This window comes from Streptomyces sp. NPDC012508, assembly GCF_042902595.1.
In the GTDB taxonomy this organism is placed as follows: domain Bacteria; phylum Actinomycetota; class Actinomycetes; order Streptomycetales; family Streptomycetaceae; genus Streptomyces.
In genome coordinates, this window is record NZ_JBIBEO010000009.1 from 386,495 (window position 1) to 409,630 (window position 23,136).

Below are 23,136 nucleotides of genomic sequence, written 5' to 3' on the forward strand. Positions count from 1 at the left end.
CGTGTTCACCGGAATCGTCGAAGAACTGGGTGAGGTCACCGCCGTCGAGAAGCTGGCCGATGCCTCCCGCTTCCGCCTGCGCGGCCCCCTGGTCACGGAAGGCGCCAAGCACGGCGACTCCATCGCCGTCAACGGTGTCTGTCTCACGGTCGTCGAGTTCGGGGACGGCGAGTTCACGGCCGACGTGATGGAGGAGACGCTTCTGCGCTCCTCGCTCGGCGCCCTCGAGGTCGGCTCCCGCGTCAACCTGGAGCGCCCGATGGCGGTCGGCGACCGCCTCGGCGGACACATCGTCCAGGGCCACGTGGACGGTACGGGGACGATCCTCGACCGGACCCCGTCCGAGAACTGGGAGATCGTCAAGATCGGCCTGCCCGCACACCTCTCCCGGTACGTCGTCGAGAAGGGCTCGATCACGGTCGACGGCGTCAGCCTCACCGTCGTCGAGGTCGCCGACGACTGGTTCACCATCAGCCTCATCCCCACCACCCTCGCGCTGACCACGCTCGGCATCAAGCAGAGCGGCGACCCGGTCAACCTCGAAGTGGACGTCATCGCCAAGTACGTCGAGCGGCTGCTCGGCCCGACCGCCGGGGAGAACGTCAAGTGAACTGGCTCAACTCCGAGGCCTTCACCGTCCTCGACCAGCACATCATGTGGTCCGACATGATCGGCAACACGATCGGTCTGATCGCCCTCGCGCTCGGCTGGCGCCGCTCCATCCTCACCTGGCCCGCGCAGCTGCTCTCCGGCGTCATCCTCGTCGGGGCCTACGCCTCCGCCCACCTCAGCGGCGGCGTGGGCAAGCAGCTCCTGGTCATAGGCGTCGCCGCCTGGGGCTGGTGGCAGTGGAACCGCGGCCGGCAGCAGGCCCAGGACGGCTCCATCGCCGTCCGCTTCGCGAGCTGGAAGGAACGCGCCTTCCTTCTCGGCGGAGCCGTGCTCGGCACCCTCGCGGTCGGCGGCCTGTTCACGCTCTACCCGTCGCTCTCCTGGTCCCCGTGGGCCGACGCGTACATCTTCGTCGGCACCCTCGTCGCCATGGTCGCCCAGGCCCGCGGCCTGGTCGAGTTCTGGTTCGCCTGGCTCCTGGTCGACCTGGTCGGTGTCCCCCTCGCCTTCAACAGCGGCCTGGCCTTCTCCGGCCTGGTCTACGTCATCTACTTCGCCCTCGTCATCTGGGGCATGCGCGACTGGTGGCTCCGGACGCGCACCACCGCTCTGGAAGGAGCTACGGCATGAGCGCGCTGCCGATCTGGGACGTCACCGACCTCTCCCTCGACCCCGTCGAGCAGGCCATCCGCGACATCGCCGCGGGCCGCCCCGTCGTGGTCGTCGACGACGAGGACCGCGAGAACGAGGGCGACCTCGTCATCGCCGCCGAGAAGGCCACCCCCGAGGTCGTCGCCTTCATGATGAGCGAGTGCCGCGGGCTGATCTGCGCACCCATGGAGAGCGACGAGCTGGAGCGCCTCGAACTCCCGCAGATGGTCGAGCACAACACCGAGTCGATGCGGACGGCCTTCACCGTCTCCGTCGACGCGGCCCCCGCCCACGGCGTCACGACGGGCATCTCCGCCGCCGACCGCGCCACCACCCTGCGGATGCTGGCGAGCGGCCGGCACGAGCCCGGCGACTTCGTCCGCCCCGGCCACATCTTCCCGCTGCGCGCCAAGCCCGGCGGCGTCCTCGCCCGCAACGGCCACACCGAGGCCGCGGTCGATCTCGCCCGCCTCGCGGGTCTGCGCCCGGCCGGCGCGATCGTCGAGATCGCGGGCGAGGACGGCGTCATGCTGCGCCTGCCCGAGCTCGTCCCCTTCGCCCGCAAGCACGGCCTCACGATCATCTCGATCGAGGACCTCATCGCGTACCGCCGCTCCTCCGAGCCGACGGTCCGCCGTGAGGCCGAGGTCCAGCTGCCCACGGCCCACGGCGAGTTCACCGCGTACGGCTACCGCTCCACCGTCGACGGCGTCGAGCACGTCGCCCTCGTGCACGGCGAGATCGGAGACGGCGAGGACGTCCTCGTCCGGGTCCACTCCGAGTGCCTGACCGGCGACATCTTCCACTCGCTGCGCTGCGACTGCGGCCCGCAGCTCCAGGCCTCCATGGACCGCATCACCGAGGCCGGCCGGGGCGTGGTGGTCTACCTCCGCGGCCACGAGGGCCGGGGCATCGGCCTGCTGTCCAAGCTGCGCGCGTACGAGCTCCAGGAGCGCGGCCGTGACACCCTCGACGCCAACCTGGAACTCGGGCTGCCCGCCGACGCCCGCGACTACGCGGCCGGCGCCCAGATCCTCGGCGACCTCGGCGTCCGCAGCATGCGGCTGATGACCAACAACCCCGACAAGATCTCCGCCCTCACCCAGCACGGCCTCAGGGTCGAGGGCCGCGAGCCCATGGCCGTCCAGGCGGGCGAGCACAACCTCCGCTACCTGCGCACCAAGCGGGACCGGATGGGTCACGACCTGCCCTGGCTGGACGCCGAAGCCGCGTCCACCTGCGGCAACCAGTAAGTCAGCGATCAGTACGGAGCTAGGAGAGACATGAGCGGCAAGGGCGCACCCGTCCTCAGCGTGAAGAACTGCGGCGACCTCCGGGTGGCCGTGATCGCGGCCCAGTGGCACGAGAAGATCATGGACGGACTCGTCGACGGTGCCCTGCGGGCCCTGCACGAGCTCGGCATCGACGAGCCGACCCTGCTCCGCGTCCCCGGCAGCTTCGAGCTGCCGGTCGTGGCGAAGGTCCTCGCCGGGCGCGGCTACGATGCCATCGTGGCGCTCGGCGTCGTCATCCGCGGCGGAACGCCGCACTTCGAGTACGTGTGCCAGGGCGTCACCCACGGCCTCACCCAGGTCTCGATCGACACCGGCGTACCCGTCGGCTTCGGCGTCCTGACCGTGGACAACGAGGAGCAGGCCCTCGACCGGGCAGGCCTCGAAGGATCCAGCGAGGACAAGGGCCACGAGGCCGTCACCGCCGCCGTCGCCACCGCGACCACGCTGCGCACGGTCAGCGAACCCTGGCGCTGAGTGGAGATCCTCACCCCGTACTCTTAGGACCATCATGGCGAACAAAACCTTCGAAGAGCTCTTCGCCGAGCTCAAGCTCAAGGCCGAGAACGGCGACCCGGCCACCTCCCGCACCGCGGAGCTGGTGGAGAAGGGTGTCCATGCCATCGGCAAGAAGGTCGTCGAAGAGGCCGCCGAGGTCTGGATGGCCGCGGAGTACGAGGGCAAGGAAGCCGCCGCCGAGGAGATCTCGCAGCTGCTGTACCACGTCCAGGTGATGATGGTCGCCCGCGGGATCTCGCTCGACGACGTCTACGCCCATCTCTGATGTCCGTACACCCGTACATCCGTACACGCCCCACGCGACACCTCTGAGCGCACCGAACACCCTCCCGAAAACTCCCAGGCAAAGGAAGCTCATCCCATGCTGCGCATCGCCGTCCCCAACAAGGGTTCACTGTCCGGACCTGCGTCGGCGATGCTCCATGAGGCCGGCTACCGCCAGCGCAAGGAGTCCAAGGAGCTCGTGGTCATCGACCCCGAGAACGAGGTCGAGTTCTTCTACCTGCGCCCGAAGGACATCGCGATCTACGTCGCCTCCGGGAAGCTGGACATCGGCATCACCGGTCGTGACCTGCTGCTCGACTCCGGCGCCAACGCGGCGGAGATCCTCCCGCTGAACTTCGGCCGGTCGACCTTCCGCTACGCCACCCGACCCGGCACCGCGAAGGGCCCCGAGGACTTCAACGGCATGACGATCGCCACCTCGTACGAGGGCATCGTCGCCAAGCACCTCGCCGACCAGGGCATCGACGCCTCCGTCGTCCACCTCGACGGTGCCGTCGAGACCGCGATCAAGCTCGGCGTCGCCCAGATCATCGCGGACGTCGTCGAGACCGGCACCAGCCTGCGCAACGCCGGCCTCGAGGTCATCGGCGAGCCGATCCTCACCTCCGAGGCCGTGGTGATCCGGCAGGCAGGCGCCGACACCGAGGACGCCCGCGTCCAGACGTTCCTGCGCCGCCTCCAGGGTGTCCTCGTGGCCCGCAGCTACGTGATGATGGACTATGACTGCCGCGCCGAGCACCTGGAGCAGGCCGTCGCCCTCACCCCGGGTCTGGAGTCGCCCACGATCTCGCCCCTGCACAACGAGGGCTGGGTCGCGGTCCGGGCCATGGTTCCGGCCAAGGAGGCGCAGCGGATCATGGACGACCTGTACGAGCTGGGTGCCCGCGCCATCCTGACGACGGCCATCCACGCCTGCCGTCTCTGACGGCCCGGCACGACCCACCGAGGAACACCGATGTCCGAGTCGCCGACGCCTGCCCTCCCGGTCACCTTCAGGCCGGGCCGCACCCGTGCTGTGCTGCTCACCGTGGGGGCGGTGATGTTCGTCGTCATCACCGCCGTCGCGCTGATGCTGGAGAAGCTCGGCCCCGGCGAACGGGCCAGCTTCATCTTCACCGCGATGCTCTTCCTCGGCATCCTGATGCTGCTCAGCCGGCCCAAGGTCGTCGCGGACGACGAGGGCGTCACCGTCGTCAACATCACCCGGACACGCCGACTGGCGTGGGCCGAAATCCTCCGGGTCAACCTGCGGCCCGGCGACCCCTGGGTCTTCCTCGACCTGAGCGACGGCACCAGCCTGCCCGCGCTGGGCATCCAGCCCGGAATCGCCAAGGAGCAGGCCATCCGCGACGCCCGCGCGCTGCGGGCCCTGGCCGACAGCCGCGGCACCGGCCCGGACGGCGGCTGAGTCCCCCATACGGGGGCCGACCCCCTGCCCTACGCACGGTGTGCGTGACTACTCTGGAGGCGGTGGTGCCGAGCGGCACCACCGCCTCGCGTGTGCAGGGCCGCTGCCGCGGTCCGCGAGGCCTCCCTGCGACCCGAGGAGTGACTCCCTCCGGCAATGGACGGATCGTCCGGTAGTACCTGCGCCGCCCCCTCCGCGGAGGCGGCGGCATGATCATCCCGCTTCTGCTGCTCGCCGCAGCCTTCCTCCTGATCCTCGCCAACGGCTTCTTCGTGGCGGCCGAATTCGGTCTCGTCACCGTGGAACGCCCCGAGGCCGAACGGGCCGCGGCCGCCGGCGACCGGCGCGCCCGCACCGTCGTCAAGGCGCTCGGCGAGCTGTCCTTCCAGCTCTCCGGCACCCAGCTCGGCATCACGATCACCTCCCTCGTCGTCGGCATGCTCGCCGAGCCCGCGCTGGCTCAGCTCCTCGACGGCCCCCTCACCGCCACCGGACTCCCCGAGGGCGCCGTCCCCGGGGTCGCGGTGGCGATCGGGATGCTGCTCGCCTCCGCCGTGCAGATGGTGGTGGGCGAACTCGTCCCGAAGAACTGGGCGGTCTCGCGGCCGCTCCAGGTGGCGCGGTTCGTGGCGGGCCCGCAGCACCTCTTCGCCTCCCTGTTCCGTCCCGTCATCACCCTCCTGAACCGGGTCGCCAACAGGCTCGTCCGGCTCCTGGGCGTCGAGCCCACCGAGGAGCTCGACTCCGTCCGTACCCCCGGCGAGCTGGTCTCGCTGGCCCGGCACTCCGCCCGTGCGGGCGCGCTGGAACAGGACACCGCCGACCTCTTCGTACGGACCCTGACACTCGGCGGACTCACCGCTCAGCAGGCCATGACACCGCGGGTACGGATGAGCGCCCTGCAGTCGGACGCCACCGCGGCCGACGTCCTCAACCTCACCCGGGCGACGGGCCTCTCCCGCTTCCCCGTCTACCGCGAGCGCATCGACGAGATCGTCGGCATGGTCCACCTCAAGGACGCGCTCGCCGTGCCTCCGCACGAACGGCAGCGCACCCCGGTCGGGAGGATCGCCGTCCCCCCGCTCCTCGTCCCCGAGACCCTGCCGGCGCAGGCGCTCCTGGAGCGGCTGCGCCGCGAGCAGCCCATCGCCGTGGTCGTCGACGAGTACGGCGGTACGGCCGGGGTCGTCACCCTGGAGGACATCGTGGAGGAGCTCGTCGGCGAGGTCCGCGACGAGCACGACACGGCCGCCGACGAGCGGCCCGAGCTGGCCGCCGTGGCCGCCGAGGACGGCAACCCCGCCTGGGAGGCGGACGGCTCCTGCCGGGTGCACACCCTGCACCGGATAGGCCTCGACGTGCCCGACGGCCCGTACGAGACGGTCGCCGGCCTCGTCGCCGACCTCCTCGGCCGCATCCCGGCCCCCGGCGACCGGGCGGAGCTCCCCGGCTGGCGGCTCCTGGTGCGACAGGTCGACCGCTACCGCGCCGAGCGGGTGCGGATCGTGCGGACGGCCGAGGTGCCCGCGGTGCCGGAGGCGGTCCGATGAGCCTGCTCCAACTGCTGTTCGCCCTCCTCCTCGTGGTGGCCAACGGCTTCTTCGTCGGCGCCGAGTTCGCGCTCGTCTCCGTACGCCGCAGCCAGATCGAGCCGCTCGGCGGCACACGGGCGCGCCAGGTCCTGTACGGCCTGGAGAACCTGCCGCAGATGATGGCGGCCGCGCAGTTCGGCATCACCGTCTGCTCCCTGACCCTGGGCGCGGTCGCCGAGCCGACCGTGGCGCGTCTCCTCGAACCGGTCTTCCACGCCGTCGGCGTGCCGGCCGGACTCATCCATCCGCTGGGGTACGTCGTGGCGCTCGCCGCGGTCGTCTTCCTCCATCTCGTGATCGGCGAGATGGTCCCGAAGAACCTCGCGATGGCCGCACCCGAGCGGACCGCGCTCTGGCTCAGCCCCGCCCTCGTCGGCTTCGCCCGGCTGTGCCGACCGGTGACGCGGGCGCTGGGCGCCTGCGCCCGACTCGTGCTGCGGGCGTTCCACGTCGAGCCGAAGGACGAGGTGGAGGCGGTCTTCACCAGCGCCCAGCTCGGCCGGCTCGTGGAGGACGCGGGCCAGGCCGGACTGCTCGACCCGGTCGAGCAGGAGCGCCTGGAGGACGCCCTGGAGCTGGGCAGCCGTCCGGTGACGGACGTGCTCATCGCCCCGTCGGCGCTGGTGACGGTTCTGCCGTCCGTGACGCCCCGGGAGATCGAGGAGCTCACCGTGCGCACCGGCTACTCGCGCTTCCCGGTGTGTGCCGAGGGGCGCGGGACGTACATGGGGTTCGTGCACGTCAAGGACGTCCTGGACCTGGAGGAGCGGGAGCGGGCGGTGCCGCAGCACATCTGGCGCCCGATGGCGACGGTCCGGGCCGAGCTGCCGCTCGACGACGCGCTCACCGTGATGCGCCGCGCGGCGACCCATCTCGCCCAGGTCTCCGACGGCTCGGGCCGGGTGCTGGGGCTCGTGGCCCTGGAGGACGTCCTGGAGATGCTGGTGGGCGAGGTCCGGGACCCGGCCCACCGCCTGCCCGTGCCGTCACCCCCGGCGCGCCTGCTCAGGAGCCCCCGCCCGGACCGTACGGACGAAGCCCTGACGGCCTGAGCGGCGAGGCCGCGGGACTCGGCGGTCGCCCGCCGGGCCCCGCGGCGGGCCGGGTGCGGGCCTTCACATGCCCCCGGGGTCCTGTTGGGGGCCCCGGGGGGACGGGCCGCGGCCGGAGAGGACTTCGCCGTAGGCCTGCATCAGGTCGGCCAGGCGCAGGGTCGCCAGGTCGTCGCGCGTGGGTGTGCCCGGGTAGCCCGCGAGGCGGAGGTCGCGGTACGCGCAGGACTTCTCGTACAGCGTGCGCAGGAAGCGTCCGTTGCCGAGCTCGTCGATCCACCCCTGGTCCACGACATGGCCGCTGATCGAGCGCAGCTCGTCCAGCGACTCCTCGTCCCAGCAGTCCCCGTTCGTCGCCGCGAGCACCTCGCCGATGGCGGTGAGTTCGAGCGGGCGGTACGACGGGAAGTCGACCCGGGTCGTGAAGCGGGACGAGAGCCCCGGATTGGTGGCCAGCAGCCGGTCCATGCCCTCGGGGTAGCCGGCGAGGATCACCACCAGGTGGTCCCGGTTGTCCTCCGCGCGCTTGAGGAGGACCTGGAGCGCCTCGTCGCCGTAGGCGTCGCCCTTGCTGTAGCCGGTGTTGGAGAGCGAGTACGCCTCGTCCACGAAGAGGACCCCGCCGATCGCCGAGTCGATCAGCTCGTTCGCCTTGACGGCGGTCTGGCCCAGGAACTCGCCCACGAGATCCGCCCGTTGGGCCTCGACCAGATGGTCGCCGCCGAGCAGCCCGAGCGCGTAGAAGACCCGGCCGAGGATGCGGGCCACGGTGGTCTTCCCGGTGCCCGAGGGGCCGGAGAAGACAAAGTGACGTTTCGGTGGCTGGACGGGGAGGCCCTGCCCGGCCCGTAGCCGTGCCATCTCCAGCTGCGCCGACAGTGCCTTGACCTGCCGCTTCACCGGCTCCATCCCGACCATGCGCTCCAGCTCGGCGAGCGCCTCGGCCAGCAGGGCCGGGTCGGTCGGGCTGGCGGGGAAGCGCGGCGGCGACGGCTGCGCGGGGACGGGCGCCTTCTGCCGTACGTCGGGCGGCTCGGGCGGTCCCGCGGGGGGTGGCGGGGTCCCGGGCTCGGCACCGAGCCCGGGTTCGGTGCCGAGACCCGGCTCGCTGCCGAGGCGAAGCCCGTCGGAGGCCGGGCCGTCGAGGTCGGTCTGCGTCGCGTCGGCGGAGGCGTCCTGCCCGACCCCGCCCAGGGCGACCGTCGCGAGCCCCGCCGTGTCGTCCGGTCCCTCGAACCCGTCGTACTCGGTGATCGCCGCGAGCCGGGCCGCCGTGTCCATGAACGCCGGGTCGATCCGGTGCACCGCCCGGTAGAGCGGTAAGGCAGCCGCGCTCCGCCCGGTGCCTTCGTGGGCCCTGGCCAGCCAGTAGCGCAGCTCCTTGCGCTGCGGCTGTTCGCTGCGGCAGCGCATCAAGGCCGCCGAGAGCAGCGGCTCCGCCTGGCCGTACATCTCCAGTCGGACCCGGGCCATCCCGCCGAAGAGCCCGGCCTCGATCCCGAGCAGGGGATCGTCCACCAGGGTCTCGGTGTGCCGGACCAGCTGGTCCCAGTCCTTGACGAGATACGACCGGCAGGCGTGCAGAAAGCGGACCTGCGGATCGGTGTCGACCGGCGGCAGCCCGGCCAGCGCCCGGTCCAGCTCCGGCACATGGCGGCCGTCGAGCCAGTGCGAGGCGTGCGCGAGGAGGAGGTCGCGCGGGCTCTCCAGCACGGGCTGGACCCACCAGCCCAGCCAGTACCAGGAGTTCAGGGTCCGGCGGTGGCGTGCGCGCTGTTCGCCGAACCGGTCGCGGTTGCGGTACATCCTGAGCAGCGCGGTGGTGGTGTCCACCCGGAGCGCGTGCAGCCCGAGCCAGGCGTCCGCCATACCGGGATCGATCCGTACGGCCGTACGGAACTCCTCCTCGGCCTGCGGATAGGCGCCCATCGTGTAGGCGTCGACTCCCCGCAGCCAGGCGAGCTCGGCCGGGGCCGTTCCGCCCTGCGTGCCGATGTCCATCGGGTCCCCCACAAAACGTGCCCCCGTTGCTGTCCCGGCAGGCGGGCACCCGCCGGAAGCCGTACAGAACCGCCTTCTCGTGGACGGGAATTGACCCCACCGAAGGGCATCGTACCTGCGCAGAGGGGGCGCGACGAAGGAGTAGTGCATGATCCGATGACCGTAACCCTGGGTAAGCATCAAGGTCGTCTACGGGCCGGAGAAAGGGATGATCAGGGCAGAACGAAGCCCCCGATCACGGGGGAACAACCGGGGGCTTCGTGTCCGCGACGGCTTCGGAAAGCCGCACATTGAGAACGTAAGACCTGTACGCCCCTTGGGTCAAGCGGAGTTGAGGCACTTGCGGAAGTGGGATTCCGCCTACTCATTTACGTGGTGGCGCGGCTTCACTCTCCGTGATGATCTGGTTCGGGCCCGCGGTCACGGACGGCCCAGGAAGCCACTCGTACCCCTCAGGGCACTCCCGTACCAGGGTGTCGGCGAAGGGGCGCGAAGGGTCCGCGGAGAAATGGCGAGTCTCCGCCACCGTCCAGCCGTCCCAGAACTCCGACTGCGCAGGTCCGTCCCGGTGCCGGCCGCGCGCCCAGGACTCCTCGGGGGCCCGTTCCATCCAGAGGAGCGCGGCGAGAAAGGGGCGCAGTGCCCGCCGCCCCGCGCCGACGCCCTCGACCAGGACGACCGGGGCGGGCGGCAGGGGGCGGGGTGCGCCGAAGGTCCGCAGATTCCAGTCGTACGGGTGATAGTGCGCGACCTCGCCCCGGGAGAGGGGCATGATCACCTGGTCCCGCATCCGCCCCGTCCACGCGAACAGCTCCTCATGGCTGGCGAGGTCGTCGAGGTGGAGGACGGGCGCGGCGAGGCGGGCGGCGAGGTGCCCGGCGAGGGTCGACTTGCCCGAGCCCGCGTGACCGTCGACGGCGATCAGCCGGACCGGTCCGCAGGACGGCGGCAGGCCGCGCAGCGCATCGGCGGCGCGGTCGAGGTCGGTTCCGGCGGTCCCTTCGGTCATGGGGCAAGCGTAGCGATCCCGCCCGTAGGCGCTGCAGGTCAGGGGCCCGGCGGCGCCAGTGGTGCAGACCAATATTGGTGCGGCGACGCGTGCCGAATCGCTGGCAGAACCGCTCCGCGAGCCGCGATAGTGGTCCCCACTTCCCGCCCGTCGCCGTCGTTCGCCGCTCTCGACCGGGGGTCATCGCCCATGGCCAGTTCCACTCCCCGCAGAACCGTCCTCGCCGCGGCACTCGCCGCCGTCGCCGGTACGTCCGTGGCCTCCACCGCGCCGGCCACGGCCGCCCCCGCCGGCGCCCGCGGCCGTGCGCCGGAACCCGCGCTCGTCGACAACCGCTTCTGGGTCTCCCTCACCGACTGGCGCGGCGGCGACCGGGCCGGCACCAGGGTCGTCACCGGGCGCCGTCCCGGCCTGGTGATCGGTACGCCCCTCGGCGTCACCGACTACGCCGACCCGCACACCGGCACGACCTCCACCTGGGAGTACGCGAGCTGGACCTCCCCGGTTCACCACTCCACCGTCCCCGCCACCGAGGTCATCGCCTCCTGGAACGCCGATACCCCGCCCGGCACCTGGATCCAGATCGAGCTGCGCGGCACCTACAACGACGCCGGCGCCACCCCCTGGTACGTGATGGGCCGCTGGGCCGCCGGCGACGGCGACATCCGGCGTACCTCGGTCGACGGCCAGAAGGACGGCAAGAGCTCGGTCTGGACCGACACCTTCGCCGTCGACGACGCCACGAGCGGGCTCCGCCTGGACGCGTACCGGCTGAGGCTGACCCTCTACCGCGCCCCCGGTACCGACCTCACCCCCACCGTGTGGCGGCTCGGCGCGATGGCCTCCGACATTCCCGACCGCTTCACCGTGCCGGCCTCGACGCCATGCCTCGCCCGCGAGCTGGCCGTGCCGCGCTACTCGCAGAACACCCATGTCGGCCAGTACCCCGAGTACGACAACGGGGGCGAGGCGTGGTGCAGCCCGACCTCCTCGCAGATGATCGTCGAGTACTGGGGCCGCCGGCCGAGCGCCGAGGACCTCTCCTGGGTCGACCCGGCGTTCGAGGACCCCCAGGTCTGCCACGCGGCCCGGTTCACCTTCGACCACCAGTACGACGGCTGCGGCAACTGGCCCTTCAACGCCGCCTACGCCGCCACGTACCCCGACATGAACGCGGTCGTGACCCGGCTGCGCTCGCTGACGGAGCTGGAGGCCCTGATCCATGCGGGCATTCCGGTCATAACGTCACAGTCCTTCCACAAGGAGGAACTGACCGGCGCCGGCTACGGCACCTCCGGCCACCTGATGACCGTGGTCGGCTTCACCGAGGACGGCGACGTGATCGCCAACGACCCGGCCTCACCCAGCAACGAGGCGGTGCGCCGGATCTACCGGCGGCGCGAATGGGAGAACATCTGGCTCCGCACGAAGCGCTACGACGCGAACGGCAAGGTCAGAAGCGGTACGGGCGGTGTCTGCTACATCTTCTGGCCGGACAGGCCGACACCGGGCCGGAAGCGCGCGTTGCGGTCGCTCGGCCTGCTGTGAGCGTGGACGGCCCCATGGCCCCACGGCCCCCACGGCCCCCATGGCCCCACGGCCCACGGTCGTCGGGGGAGTGGGTGCGCCTGCGCACGCCGTACGGTCCCGGGACCGTGATCCGCGTCCTACTCCGGGGCCGTCCTCGGCTGGCACTGTGGCTGCCATGACCGCCACCACCCACTCCGCCGCCCGCTCCCGTGCCCGCACCGGGGGCCCCAAGGACAACGGACCGAAGATCCTCGAGCACGTCCTCGGCTGGACCCTCGTCGTCGTCCTCGCCATGTTCGTCACCCAGGCCGGCCTGATGTGACCCCGCCCCGGGGGCCCGGTTCCTGAGGCGGCCCCCCTGGGCCCGCTCCCTGGGCCCGGATCCAGGGGCGCCCGGCCTGTGTGACCGGGGCCGCCGAACGGGCATACTCCCTGCGCCACGGGCGCCGGGCGCCCCCGCGCGCGAACCGCCGGGGGCAGCATCGGCGCAGCAGTGACCGACGGCGGCGCCGCGTCACCCGCGCGCACCGCCGCAGCGCCCGAGAGGGAGGATGCGCCGCCATGCCCGACCGCGCCCCGCAGACCGTGGAACGCCGGCTGCCCACCGAGGAGGCCCGGGAGCTGCTCGCCCTGGTCCGTGAGATCGCCGAGCGGGAGATCGCGCCCCGCGCCGCCGAGGAGGAGGCCGAGGGCCGCTTCCCGCGCGAACTCTTCTCCCTGCTCTCCTCCTCCGGCCTGCTCGGACTTCCGTACGACTCCGAGTACGGCGGCGGTGACCAGCCCTACGCGGTCCACCTCCAGGTCCTCGAAGAGCTCGCCGCCGCCCGGCTGACCGTCGGTCTCGGTGTCAGCGTCCACTCGCTCTCCTGCCACGCCCTGGCGAACTTCGGGACCGAGGAGCAGCGGGCCGCCCATCTGCCCGCGATGCTGGGCGGCGGTCTCCTCGGCGCGTACTGCCTCTCCGAGCCGGCCTCCGGTTCCGACGCCGCCTCGCTGAGGACGAAGGCCGTCCGGGACGGCGACCACTGGGTACTCACCGGCACCAAGGCGTGGATCACCCACGGCGGGATCGCCGACTTCTGCACGGTCATGGCACGCACGGGCGGCGACGGTCCGAAGGGGATCACCGCGTTCCTGGTGCCCGGCGACGCGGAGGGCCTGAGCGCGGCCGCGCCCGAGCGGAAGATGGGCATGAAGGGCTCGCCCACCGCCCAGATCCACCTCGACGGGGTGCGGATCCCCGACGCGCGCCGGATCGGCGAGGAAGGGCAGGGGTTCGCGATCGCGCTGTCCGCCCTGGACTCCGGGCGGCTCGGGATCGCCGCCTGCGCCGTGGGCGTCGCGCAGGCCGCGCTCGACGTCGCCGTCTCGTACGCCCGGGAACGTCGGCAGTTCGGCCGTCCGCTCGCGGACTTCCAGGGGCTCCGCTTCCTGCTCGCGGACATGGCCACCGGGGTCGAGGCGGGCCGGGCGCTCTACCTGGAGGCGGCGCGCCTGCGCGACGAGGGTCGGCCCTTCGGGCGGCAGGCGGCCATGGCGAAGCTCTTCTGCACGGACGCGGCCATGCGGATCACGACGGACGCGGTGCAGGTGCTCGGCGGCTACGGCTACACGGCGGACTTCCCCGCCGAGCGGTACATGCGGGAGGCGAAGGTGCTGCAGATCGTCGAGGGCACGAATCAGATCCAGCGGATGGTCATCGCCCGCCACCTTGTCGGACCAGAGTCCCGCTGACGCCGCTCACGCGGACGGTCCGGTCCGCCCACACCGGGGCGGCGGTCAGCCGGTTCCACTCCTGGTCGGTGCGGCCAGGCAGCGTGCGGCCGTGGCTGGCCCACTGGCTGATCAGCGCCTTGTAGATGGGCGGGTCGGAGAGGTGCGGGGGCGGCTGCGGAACCGATTCTTCAAAGCGAGGCTCGGCGAGGCGCCGCCGTCCGCTGCCGATGGGGGCGGTGTACAGCGATGTCATGCCTGTCCCAACGCGACCCGCCGGGCCGGGGTCACCGCCGGACGGATTCGAGGAGGCGTTCGGACGCTACCCGGGAGCCGGGCCGGAGCCGGGGGACACCCGCCCTGTGCTCTCCCCGCTCGATCGGTCACCGCACGACTCTGGCCCCCGGCGGGGATTCTGACTTACCGTCAGATCTCGCTGTCGACCAGGAGGTCACACGTGTCAGAGGACCGGCCCGTCGCGCTCGACGAGTACCCCGTGCACCAGGCGCCGCTCTCGATGAAGCACCACGTCAGCGGCGATCGCAACGTCTACGACCGATGCATCTTCCATGTCTTCGACCACCAGGGCCGCGCCCTGCTCATCGCGGGGCTGGGCGTCTACCCCAACACCGGGGTCGTCGACGCCTACGCCACCCTCCGCGTCGGCGACCGGCTCCACGCCGTCCGTGCCTCCGACGCCCTCGGCGACGACCGGATGAACCTCGCCGTCGGTCCGCTCCGCATCACCGTCGACGAACCCCTGAAGAAGCTCACCCTGCACTGCGACGCCGACCCGGCCGACCCCGGAGGGCTCTCCTTCGACCTGGCCTGGACCGGTGACTTCCCGGCCGTCTGGGAGCCGCACCACACCCAGCGCCGCGGCGACCGGCTCACCCTCGAAGGGCGCCGCTTCGTCCAGGCCGGCCACTGCACCGGCACCATCAGGGGCGGCGGCGAGGAGTTCACCGTCACCGCGGGGGAGTGGACCGGCACCCGCGACCGCAGCTGGGGCGTACGGCCGATCCCCGGCGAGGAACCCGGCCGCGCCGACGAGTTCCGGCCCGACGGCTTCCACTGGCTCTGGATACCCATGCGTTTCGACGACCGCTTCCTCATGGTCATCGCCCAGGAGGACGCCGACGGGTACCGCACCCTCAGCGAGGCCCTGCTCGTCCGCGAAGGGCGGCGCGACGTGCAACTCGGCTGGCCCCGTACCGACATCACGTACCGCACGGGCACCCGCCACCCCGAGCGGGCCGTCGTCCATCTCACCGACCCGGCCGGCAAGCCCCTGGAGGTCGACGTGGAGATCCTCGCCTCCTCCCCGCTCGCCGTCGGCGCCGGCTACCCGCCCGCCGCCGACTGGCAGCACGGCACCTGGCAGGGCCGCGACTGGACCGACCGCAGGGTCTACGACCTCTCCGACCCGGCGGCGCACCCCATGGCCGCGTTCGGCGTCACCGACCACGCGGCCCGCTTCACGCTCGAAGGGCGCACCGGCTACGGGATCTTCGAGCACGGCTCCTTCGGCCGCCACGACCCCAGCGGCTTCGCCGACTACACCTCCACGGCCGACTGACCCACGGCGAACCGAGCCGCGAAGAAGAGGAGTGTCCATGGCCACCGCCCCCCGTCCGCGCACCACGACCCGTGACCCCGAGGAGCTGGGCCGCCGCCTCACCGGCTGGCTCGACCACCACCTCCCGGGCGCCCGTGTCACCGGACTCGCCGTACCCGGCTCCAACGGCATGTCCAGCGAGACCCTGCTCTTCGACATCGAGCACCCCGACGCCCCCGTGCGCGGCTGCGCCCTGCGGCTCGCCGCCGACCCCGCCGCGTACACGATCTTCCCGGTCTACGACATGGAGCGGCAGCACCGGGTGATGCGCCTGGTCGGGGAGCACACCGACATCCCCGTCCCGCGCGTCCTCTGGCTGGAGAGCGACCCGGGGCCGCTCGGCGCCCCGTTCTTCGTGATGGCCCGGGCCGAGGGACGTGTCCCGCCGGACGTCATGCCGTACACGTACGAGGGGAACTGGCTGCACTCCGCGACCGACTCCGAACGGGCCCGGCTGGAGGCCGAATCCGTCTCCGTACTTGCCCGGCTGCACGACCAGTTCCCATCCAAGGAGGCCGAGTTCCTGCTCCCCGAGGGCGCGGGCAGTCCGCTGCGGCGCCATGTCGACGCCCAACGCGCCTACTACACCTGGGTCGTGAAGGGGCTCGCGCCGTCCCCGCTCATCGAGTCGGCCTTCGACTGGCTGGACGCGCACTGGCCCGCCGACGAGGGACCCGCCGTCCTGAACTGGGGCGACGCGCGCATCGGGAACATCGTCTACGACGGATTCGAGCCCGCGGCGGTCCTCGACTGGGAGATGGCAGGCTACGCCCCGCGCGAGGTCGACCTCGGCTGGACCGTCTACCTGCACCGCTTCTTCCAGGACCTGACGGTCGGCTTCGGTCAGCCGGGGCTGCCCGGATTCCTCCGCCGCGACGCGGTCGAACGGCGCTACGCCGCCCTCACCGGACACACACCACGCGACATGGAGTTCCACACCCTCTACGCGGCGCTGCGGCACGCGATCGTGATGCTCAGGGTCGCGTACCGCCAGGCGCACTTCGGAGAGGTGAAGGTGCCGGAGAATCCGGACAGCCTGATCCTGCACCACGCCACGCTCGCGGCGATGGTGCGGGGAAGCTACTGGTAGGCGTCGTTACGCCGCGCGCCGCATCTGCGGCACCTTGATCGGACGCGAGCCCGGACCGCCGACGTGCGAGAAGGGCTGCGTCCGCCAGTCGAGACCCTGAGGCAGCGTCAGCAGGAGCGCGGTGTCCTGCTCCTGGACCTCGAGCGTCTCGTCGGCGGGGCGCGCGTCCGACGCGGCCCGGCCGGTGCCGGGGCAGACCGTCAGCACGAACGGGTTCCAGGGCGTCGGGCACAGCGCGTGCTCCGGCAGCACGTCCTCGTCCGCGAGCAGTGCGATCGGCTGGACGCAGTCCGGGCAGATCACCCGGTACATCTCGAAGGTGTCGTAGGCGTCGAGCTCGTCGGTCGTCTCGACCGAATCAACAGGCTCCTGCATGGTGAATCTCCCCCTCGGGTGGGTCGACCGAAGTACGTATGGCCTCGACCACAGCAAGCAATTCCCATACGGCCGCCCGCATAACCGTGAGGTCTCTGATCGAGCTGCCCACAAACCTGTGGCGTTCGTCACATGCCCCTCGCAGGTGCCTCGCCGATGCCCATAGGCGTCTATAGCGACAGGGCCCCCGGCTGTGCCGATGGTCTCCCGGGGCAATAGGTTGACCGCATGGAGGAGCTGGATCGTCAGATCGTCGAGTTGCTCGTCAAGGACGGGCGCATGAGCTACACCGACCTGGGCAAGGCCACCGGCCTGTCCACCTCGGCCGTACATCAGCGCGTCCGCCGTCTGGAGCAGCGTGGGGTCATCCGCGGCTACGCCGCCGTCGTCGACCCGGAAGCCGTCGGACTGCCGCTGACCGCTTTCATCTCGGTCAAACCCTTCGACCCCAGCGCCCCGGACGACACGCCGGACCGGCTCGCGGACATCCCGGAGATCGAGGCCTGTCACAGCGTCGCCGGCGACGAGAACTACATCCTCAAGGTGCGCGTCGCGACCCCGCTGGAGCTGGAACACCTGCTCACCCGCATCCGTACCCAGGCGGGCGTCTCCAGCCGCACCACGGTCGTCCTGTCGACCCCGTACGAAGCCAGGCCGCCGCGCATCTAGGCGTCCGGGAGGATCGGGCGGCGGGCCCGGCGTCCATCCGGGTGCCGCCGCGCATCTAGCCTGGTCACCATGAGCGAGACCCGTATCGACAGCGCGCACCGCACCGTCCTGCTGCGCGGCGGAGAAGTCCACAGCCCCGCCGACCCCTTCGCCACCGCCATGGTGGTCGAACGGGGACATGTCGCCTGGGTGGGCTCCGAGGGGGCGGCCGACGCCTTCGCCTCCGGCGTGGACGAGGTCGTCGACCTCGAAGGCGCGCTCGTCACCCCCGCGTTCGTCGACGCCCATGTGCACACCACGGCGACCGGTCTCGCGCTGACCGGCCTCGACCTGTCCTCCGCCGCCTCGCTCACCGAGGCGGCGGAGCTGATCCGCCGTTACGCCGCCGCCCGCCCCGCCGACCGGATCCTCATCGGACACGGCTGGGACGCGGCCCGCTGGCCCGAGCGCCGGGCTCCGCGCCGCGACGAACTGGACGAACTGACCGGCGGCCGCCCGCTCTACCTCACGCGGATCGACGTCCACTCGGCCGTCGTCACCACGGCCCTGCTCGATCTCGTCCCCGGCATCCGCGAGCTCACCGGCTTCCGCGACGGCGAACCGCTGACCGCCGACGCCCACCACGCCGTCCGTGCCGCCGCCTATGCGGCCCTCTCGCCCCAGCAGCGCACCGAGGCCCAGCGCGCGGCCCGCCGGCACGCCGCCTCGCTCGGTATCGGCACCCTGCACGAGTGCGGCGGACCGGAGATCTCCTCCGAGGGCGACTTCACCGGCCTGCTCGACCTCGCCCGTGAGGAAGCCGGGCCGCGCGTCGTCGGCTACTGGGCCGACCTCGACGTCGAGCGGGCCCGCGCCCTCGGCGCCGTCGGCGCGGCCGGCGACCTGTTCGCCGACGGCTCGCTCGGCTCCCACACGGCCTGCCTGCACGAGACGTACGCGGACGCCGCCCACACCGGCGTCTCCCACCTCGACGCGGCCACCGTCGCCGCCCATGTCGTCGCCGCCACCGAGGCCGGCCTCCAGGCCGGCTTCCACGCCATCGGCGACGCGGCCGTCACGGCCGTCGTCGACGGCGTCCGGGCCGCCTCGGAGAAGCTCGGCCTCGCCCGGATCCGCGCCGCCCGCCACCGTGTCGAGCACGCCGAGATGCTCACCCCCGAGACGATCGCCGCCTTCGCCGAACTCGGCCTGACCGCATCCGTGCAGCCGGCCTTCGACGCGGCCTGGGGCGGTGAGGACGGCATGTACACCGACCGCCTCGGTGCCGAGCGCGCCCGCACCCTCAACCCGTACGCCGCCCTGCTCCGGGCCGGTGTGCCGCTGGCCTTCGGCTCGGACAGCCCGGTCACCCCGCTGGACCCCTGGGGCACCGTCCGTGCCGCGGCCTTCCATCGCACCCCCGAGCACCGGATCTCCGTCCGCGCCGCCTTCACCGCCCACACACGGGGCGGCTGGCGTGCCGTCGGGCGCGATGACGCCGGCACGCTCGTCCCCGGCGCCCCGGCCGACTACGCGGTCTGGCGCGCCGAGGAGCTCGTGGTCCAGGCCCCGGACGACCGGGTGGCCCGCTGGTCGACCGACCCCCGCTCCGGAACGCCCGGTCTGCCCGATCTGACCCCCGGCGGTGACCTTCCGGTCTGCCTGCGCACGGTGGTGTTCGGACAAACGGTCTTCGACCGGCTGAACGGGTGACGTCGGGATATTTCGTACCGCCGATCGATGATCAACCGGCTCGGCGACGACCTGCGGATCTTCCCCACTGACCTGGCAGTATCGGTCATCTCCGCAGGTCAAACGGGTGTTGACAGCGAGCCGCCAGGGGCCGGTAGGTTCTCCCGCGTCCACCACAGGACGTCCGACCGGTTCCAAACCTCAGGTTCCGCGCCCGTGCCTCGGGGGCGAGGGAAGGTTTTTCCCGGCGGAGGGTGCGACCCGGGTGGGGCCCGGACGTTCAGTAGACAACGGCTCTCGGTCGACCCGCAGCCAGCGGGTTCCAGGTCGGCCCGAAGGGCGCCGGGCCCCGATCCGCACACCATGCGTGCTGTCCTGCGCGACGCCCCGCCCGCAATCAGCCACGCCGCGACGGAGTCGTGTGCGGGGATCGCTATGGTGGGGGTTCGCGTATGTATCCGAAGGGGCAGCAGTGAACGACGGTGGCCAGAGGCGTTACGGCCCGCTCGGCAGAGCCTTGGTGATCATTCCGACCTACAACGAGGCGGAGAACATCAAGCCGATCGTCTCGCGTGTACGGGCGGCCGTACCGGAGGCGCACATCCTCGTCGCCGACGACAACAGCCCCGACGGCACGGGCAAGTTCGCCGACGAGATCTCCGCCGAGGACGACCATGTCCACGTCCTGCACCGCAAGGGCAAGGAGGGACTCGGCGCCGCGTACCTCGCCGGCTTCCGCTGGGGCATCGAGCACGGCTACGGCGTCCTGGTCGAGATGGACGCCGACGGCTCGCACCAGCCCGAGGAGCTGCCCCGGCTGCTGACCGCCCTCAAGGGCGCCGACCTCGTGCTCGGCTCGCGCTGGGTCCCCGGCGGCCGCATCGTGAACTGGCCCAAGTCCCGAGAGTTCATCTCCCGCGGCGGCAGCCTCTACTCGCGCGTCATGCTCGACGTCCCGATCCGTGACGTCACCGGCGGATACCGGGCCTTCCGCAAGGAGACCCTGGAAGGCCTGGGCCTGGAGGACGTCGCCTCGGCCGGCTACTGCTTCCAGGTCGACCTGGCCCGCCGCGCCGTCGCCGCGGGCTTCCATGTCGTCGAGGTCCCGATCACCTTCGTGGAGCGCGAGATCGGCGACTCGAAGATGAGCCGCAACATCGTCGTCGAGGCCCTGTGGCGGGTCACCGGCTGGGGTCTGACGGCCCGTGCGAACAAGGTCGGCAAGCTGCTCGGCCGTAAGCCCGCGAGCTGACGGCCGCCGGTCGGGACTGATCCCTCCTTTACGACGTTCCTGCGAGGGGCCAGGCACACTGGGGGGCATGACGACCGGCGCCACGCCTCCCCTCGCCCCGAAGCGCTCACGCGCGCGTACGTTTCTCCCGCCGGCACTCGCCGCCTGGCTGGTCCTCGAGATCTGGCTGCTCATCGTGGTGGCGGACGCGGCCGGCGGACTCACGGTCTTCGGCCTGCTGCTCGGCGGAGCCGTTCTCGGCGCCGTGGTGATCAAGCGGGCCGGCCGCCGTGCCTTCAAGAACCTCACCGAGACCTTCCAGCAGGCCCAGGCGGCGGCGCAGAACGGCGTCCCGCCGACCGGCACCGAGCGGGTCGGCGCGGGCGACCGCAACGGCTTCCTGATGCTCGGCGGCCTGCTCCTGATGATCCCCGGCCTGATCTCCGACGCGGCCGGTCTGCTGCTGCTCGTGCCGCCGGTCCGCTCCCTCCTCGGCAGGTACGCCGACAAGGTCGCCGAGCGCAGGATGAGTGCCGCTCCTCCGGGCAGCCTCCAGGACGCCTTCCAGCAGGCCCGGATGCACCGGCCCGACGGAAAGGTCGTGCAGGGTGAGGTCATCCGCGACGACGCCCCTCAGGGCCCGCAGCGGGTCCAGGAGCCCCGTCCGCCCCTGACCCCGTAGGACGGACCCCGAGGGTGCCCGGCTCGTGAGGGTGCCCTCCCGGAGAGACGACAACGCCGTGGGGCCCGGTACACACAAGGTGTACCGGGCCCCACGGCGTTGCTCAGGCCGTGCCGTCCGTCAGGCGGACTTGCGGCTGTCACGCGGATGTACGGCGATGTTCATGGCACCGGAACGAAGGACTGCCAGCCTCTCGGCCAGGACCTCCTCCAGCTCCTCGCGGGTGCGCCGCTCCATGAGCATGTCCCAGTGCGTACGCGCCGGCTTGCCCTTCTTCTCCTCGGGGCCGTCCCCGTCCACCAGGAGTGCCTGGCTGCCGCAGACCTTGCACTCCCACTCCGGCGGAATTTCCGCTTCCACCGAGAAGGGCATCTCAAAACGATGGCCCTTCTCGCATGCGTACTCCACGGCCTGGCGCGGGGCCAGATCGATGCCGCGGTCGGTCTCGTAGCTGGTCACCACGAGGCGCGTGCCGCGAAGAGCTCGCTCACTCATGAATCGTGCCTCCCGGGCTTGTCGCCCACAGGACAGGTGTCGCTGTCGTCGTCATCCGGTCAACGTCCGGTCGGCGGTAAAGATTCCCGTTCCGGGTCATGCGTCGCCCGTCGTGCCGCCCCTTGTTCTACCCACCAGTGCCCGGTTTGTCACATCTGGCAGCAGATGTCACCCAGCGTCTTCACCAAAGCAGCACGCAGTAACGGTCCGCCTGGCAGGCCAAAGGCGTACACTACCGGCCTTTCACTGCCGCGTCTAAATCCGCTCCGGAACCGGGTTCCCCGCGGCGGCCACGGCACGCCGTACCGGTACCCGCGCGAGCAGGAGAAAACCGGCCGCGAAGAAGATCACCAGAGAGATGATGGCATCCCGATAGCTCCCGGTCAGCTGATACGCGAGTCCGAACACCAGTGGGCCCAGCCAGCTCAGGCCCCGGTCGCTCATCTCGTAGGCCGAGAAGTACTCCGCCTCCTTGCCGCGCGGGACCAGATGTGAGAACAGCGACCGCGACAGCGCCTGGCTCCCGCCGAGCACCAGCCCGATCGCCGCCGCCAGACAGAAGAACGCCACCGGCGCGCCGGCCGGCAGGAAGTACCCCGCGCCCAGGATCAGCGTCCAGATCGCCAGCGATCCCAGGATCGTGCGCTTGGCACCGTACGAACGCGCGAGCCGCCCCATGCCGAGAGCGCCCGCGACCGCGAGTACCTGCACCAGCAGGACAGCGGTGATCAGCGTCGTCTGGTCGAGCCCCAGTTCCTTGGAGCCGTAGATCGACGCCTGGGAGATCACGGTCTGCACCCCGTCGTTGTAGACGAGGTACGCCAGCAGGAACGACAGCGTCAGCGGATACCGCCGCATGTCCTTCAGCGTCGCCACCAGCTGCCGCCAGCCCCCGCCCACCGTCCCCTCGCTCTGCGGCTGGACGTGCCGGTCGCGCAGCCGCCGCAGCGGTACGAGGGTGAACGCGCCCCACCACAGTCCGGCCGAGGCCAGACAGATCCGCACCGCCGTCCCCTCGGAGAGCCCGAAGGACTCGTGTCCCGAGTACAGGACGAGATTGAGCACGAGGACCAGCGCCCCCGATGTGTAGCCGAACGCCCAGCCGCGTGAGGAGACCGCGTCCCGCTCGTCCGGCTCGGCTATCTGCGGCAGATAGGCGTTGTAGAGCACCATCGAGACCGCCAGCGAGGCGTTCGCCACGATGAGCAGGAACGCGCCGAGCAGATAGCGGTCGCCGCTCAGGAAGAACATGCCCCCGGTGGCCGCGGCGCCGGTGTACGCGGCGGCGGCGAGCAGCGGCTTCTTGCGGCCCGTGCGGTCCGCCACCGCGCCCACCAGCGGCATCACCACGACCGCCAGCAGGATCGAGGCGGAGACGGCGTACGCGAACAGAGAGCCGGCCCGCACCGGAATGCCCAGCGGGTGGACGAAGCCGTCCCCGTCCGCGGCCGCCTCGGCGACCGCCGTCAGATAGGGGCCGAGGAAGACCGTGACCACGCTCGTCGAGTACACCGAGCAGGCGAAGTCGTAGAAGTACCAGCCGCGCTGCTCGCGTCTGCGTTCGGCCGGATCGACGGCGGGCCGCTCCGGCTCGGTGATGTCGGCAGTCAAGACCGCGGCCCCCTCGTTCGTCCCCGTGGC

Annotated in this window: 24 protein-coding genes; 18 read left to right on the forward strand and 6 right to left on the reverse strand. The window is 71.6% G+C overall.

Annotated elements, in window-relative coordinates; all coding sequences use genetic code 11:
- Position 1 precedes the first annotated feature (1 nt).
- The 9 genes from ACFY8U_RS29810 (at position 2) to ACFY8U_RS29850 (ending at position 7,411) form a co-directional block, all read left to right on the forward strand.
- Positions 2–610 (forward strand): riboflavin synthase, encoded by a 609-nt coding sequence (locus tag ACFY8U_RS29810; protein WP_361445076.1) that lies wholly within the window; start codon positions 2–4, stop codon positions 608–610.
- 44 nt (positions 611–654) lie between these two features.
- On the forward strand, positions 655–1,242 hold the full coding sequence (locus ACFY8U_RS29815) for a nicotinamide mononucleotide transporter family protein (protein WP_361649579.1): 588 nt from the start codon (positions 655–657) through the stop codon (positions 1,240–1,242).
- Complete coding sequence (locus tag ACFY8U_RS29820) at positions 1,239–2,516, forward strand: bifunctional 3,4-dihydroxy-2-butanone-4-phosphate synthase/GTP cyclohydrolase II (protein ID WP_361766300.1); 1,278 nt, start codon at positions 1,239–1,241, stop codon at positions 2,514–2,516. Before ACFY8U_RS29815 ends, ACFY8U_RS29820 begins: the two co-directional genes overlap by 4 nt.
- A gap of 30 nt (positions 2,517–2,546) precedes the next feature.
- On the forward strand, positions 2,547–3,032 hold the full coding sequence (gene ribH, locus ACFY8U_RS29825) for a 6,7-dimethyl-8-ribityllumazine synthase (protein WP_215071932.1): 486 nt from the start codon (positions 2,547–2,549) through the stop codon (positions 3,030–3,032).
- Between the two features lie 34 nt (positions 3,033–3,066).
- Positions 3,067–3,339, forward strand: a complete 273-nt coding sequence (locus ACFY8U_RS29830; RefSeq protein WP_260231097.1) for a phosphoribosyl-ATP diphosphatase — start codon at positions 3,067–3,069, stop codon at positions 3,337–3,339.
- A 96-nt stretch (positions 3,340–3,435) separates the two neighbouring features.
- The gene (hisG, locus tag ACFY8U_RS29835; protein ID WP_361604619.1) at positions 3,436–4,284 is read left to right on the forward strand and encodes an ATP phosphoribosyltransferase; all 849 of its coding nucleotides are present in this window, start codon (positions 3,436–3,438) and stop codon (positions 4,282–4,284) included.
- Between the two features lie 30 nt (positions 4,285–4,314).
- Positions 4,315–4,767 carry a PH domain-containing protein gene (locus ACFY8U_RS29840; RefSeq protein ID WP_389575362.1) on the forward strand — a complete coding sequence of 151 codons (453 nt, stop codon included), beginning with the start codon at positions 4,315–4,317 and terminating at the stop codon, positions 4,765–4,767.
- A 209-nt stretch (positions 4,768–4,976) separates the two neighbouring features.
- A complete protein-coding gene (locus ACFY8U_RS29845; RefSeq protein WP_361604613.1) occupies positions 4,977–6,317 on the forward strand; it encodes a hemolysin family protein in 1,341 nt (446 codons plus the stop codon).
- Positions 6,314–7,411 carry a hemolysin family protein gene (locus ACFY8U_RS29850; protein ID WP_389575363.1) on the forward strand — a complete coding sequence of 366 codons (1,098 nt, stop codon included), beginning with the start codon at positions 6,314–6,316 and terminating at the stop codon, positions 7,409–7,411. Before ACFY8U_RS29845 ends, ACFY8U_RS29850 begins: the two co-directional genes overlap by 4 nt.
- Before the next feature lie 63 nt (positions 7,412–7,474).
- On the opposite strand, the gene ACFY8U_RS29855 is transcribed toward ACFY8U_RS29850, so the two are convergent.
- Positions 7,475–9,412, reverse strand: a complete 1,938-nt coding sequence (locus ACFY8U_RS29855; RefSeq protein ID WP_361604607.1) for an AAA family ATPase — start codon at positions 9,410–9,412, stop codon at positions 7,475–7,477.
- Positions 9,413–9,776: 364 nt separating this feature from the next.
- Complete coding sequence (locus ACFY8U_RS29860) at positions 9,777–10,421, reverse strand: uridine kinase (protein ID WP_389575364.1); 645 nt, start codon at positions 10,419–10,421, stop codon at positions 9,777–9,779.
- A 189-nt stretch (positions 10,422–10,610) separates the two neighbouring features.
- Between ACFY8U_RS29860 and ACFY8U_RS29865 the strand changes: the two genes are divergently transcribed.
- The 3 genes from ACFY8U_RS29865 (at position 10,611) to ACFY8U_RS29875 (ending at position 13,685) form a co-directional block, all read left to right on the forward strand.
- Positions 10,611–11,969, forward strand: coding sequence for a peptidase C39 family protein (locus ACFY8U_RS29865; protein WP_389575365.1), 1,359 nt, complete (start codon positions 10,611–10,613; stop codon positions 11,967–11,969).
- Positions 11,970–12,126: 157 nt separating this feature from the next.
- A complete protein-coding gene (locus tag ACFY8U_RS29870) occupies positions 12,127–12,273 on the forward strand; it encodes an SCO1431 family membrane protein (RefSeq protein ID WP_361445051.1) in 147 nt (48 codons plus the stop codon).
- Between the two features lie 239 nt (positions 12,274–12,512).
- Positions 12,513–13,685 (forward strand): acyl-CoA dehydrogenase family protein, encoded by a 1,173-nt coding sequence (locus ACFY8U_RS29875; protein WP_389575366.1) that lies wholly within the window; start codon positions 12,513–12,515, stop codon positions 13,683–13,685.
- Here the strand turns inward: ACFY8U_RS29875 and ACFY8U_RS29880 are convergent.
- On the reverse strand, positions 13,648–13,920 hold the full coding sequence (locus tag ACFY8U_RS29880) for a hypothetical protein (protein WP_361445045.1): 273 nt from the start codon (positions 13,918–13,920) through the stop codon (positions 13,648–13,650). The genes ACFY8U_RS29875 and ACFY8U_RS29880 overlap by 38 nt on opposite strands.
- A gap of 201 nt (positions 13,921–14,121) precedes the next feature.
- Between ACFY8U_RS29880 and ACFY8U_RS29885 the strand changes: the two genes are divergently transcribed.
- Together ACFY8U_RS29885 and ACFY8U_RS29890 are read left to right on the forward strand one after the other, a co-directional pair.
- A complete protein-coding gene (locus ACFY8U_RS29885) occupies positions 14,122–15,243 on the forward strand; it encodes a hypothetical protein (RefSeq protein WP_389575367.1) in 1,122 nt (373 codons plus the stop codon).
- A 37-nt stretch (positions 15,244–15,280) separates the two neighbouring features.
- Positions 15,281–16,372 carry a phosphotransferase family protein gene (locus tag ACFY8U_RS29890; protein ID WP_389575368.1) on the forward strand — a complete coding sequence of 364 codons (1,092 nt, stop codon included), beginning with the start codon at positions 15,281–15,283 and terminating at the stop codon, positions 16,370–16,372.
- Between the two features lie 6 nt (positions 16,373–16,378).
- On the opposite strand, the gene ACFY8U_RS29895 is transcribed toward ACFY8U_RS29890, so the two are convergent.
- Positions 16,379–16,747, reverse strand: coding sequence for a hypothetical protein (locus ACFY8U_RS29895; RefSeq protein ID WP_352186610.1), 369 nt, complete (start codon positions 16,745–16,747; stop codon positions 16,379–16,381).
- A 228-nt stretch (positions 16,748–16,975) separates the two neighbouring features.
- On the opposite strand from ACFY8U_RS29895, the gene ACFY8U_RS29900 reads away from it, so the two are divergent.
- The 4 genes from ACFY8U_RS29900 (at position 16,976) to fxsA (ending at position 21,000) form a co-directional block, all read left to right on the forward strand.
- On the forward strand, positions 16,976–17,416 hold the full coding sequence (locus ACFY8U_RS29900; protein ID WP_116162068.1) for an Lrp/AsnC family transcriptional regulator: 441 nt from the start codon (positions 16,976–16,978) through the stop codon (positions 17,414–17,416).
- Positions 17,417–17,485: 69 nt separating this feature from the next.
- Positions 17,486–19,108, forward strand: coding sequence for an amidohydrolase (locus ACFY8U_RS29905; RefSeq protein ID WP_389575369.1), 1,623 nt, complete (start codon positions 17,486–17,488; stop codon positions 19,106–19,108).
- Positions 19,109–19,559: 451 nt separating this feature from the next.
- Entirely contained in the window at positions 19,560–20,339 is a 780-nt protein-coding gene (locus ACFY8U_RS29910; protein WP_389575370.1) for a polyprenol monophosphomannose synthase, read from the forward strand.
- 67 nt (positions 20,340–20,406) lie between these two features.
- The gene (fxsA, locus tag ACFY8U_RS29915) at positions 20,407–21,000 is read left to right on the forward strand and encodes an FxsA family membrane protein (RefSeq protein ID WP_389575371.1); all 594 of its coding nucleotides are present in this window, start codon (positions 20,407–20,409) and stop codon (positions 20,998–21,000) included.
- Positions 21,001–21,120: 120 nt separating this feature from the next.
- Here the strand turns inward: fxsA and ACFY8U_RS29920 are convergent, their stop codons facing one another.
- Both ACFY8U_RS29920 and ACFY8U_RS29925 read right to left on the reverse strand, forming a co-directional pair.
- The gene (locus ACFY8U_RS29920) at positions 21,121–21,495 is read right to left on the reverse strand and encodes an RNA polymerase-binding protein RbpA (protein WP_026278069.1); all 375 of its coding nucleotides are present in this window, start codon (positions 21,493–21,495) and stop codon (positions 21,121–21,123) included.
- A gap of 255 nt (positions 21,496–21,750) precedes the next feature.
- Positions 21,751–23,106, reverse strand: coding sequence for an MFS transporter (locus ACFY8U_RS29925; RefSeq protein ID WP_389575372.1), 1,356 nt, complete (start codon positions 23,104–23,106; stop codon positions 21,751–21,753).
- Between the last annotated feature and the right edge of the window lie 30 nt (positions 23,107–23,136).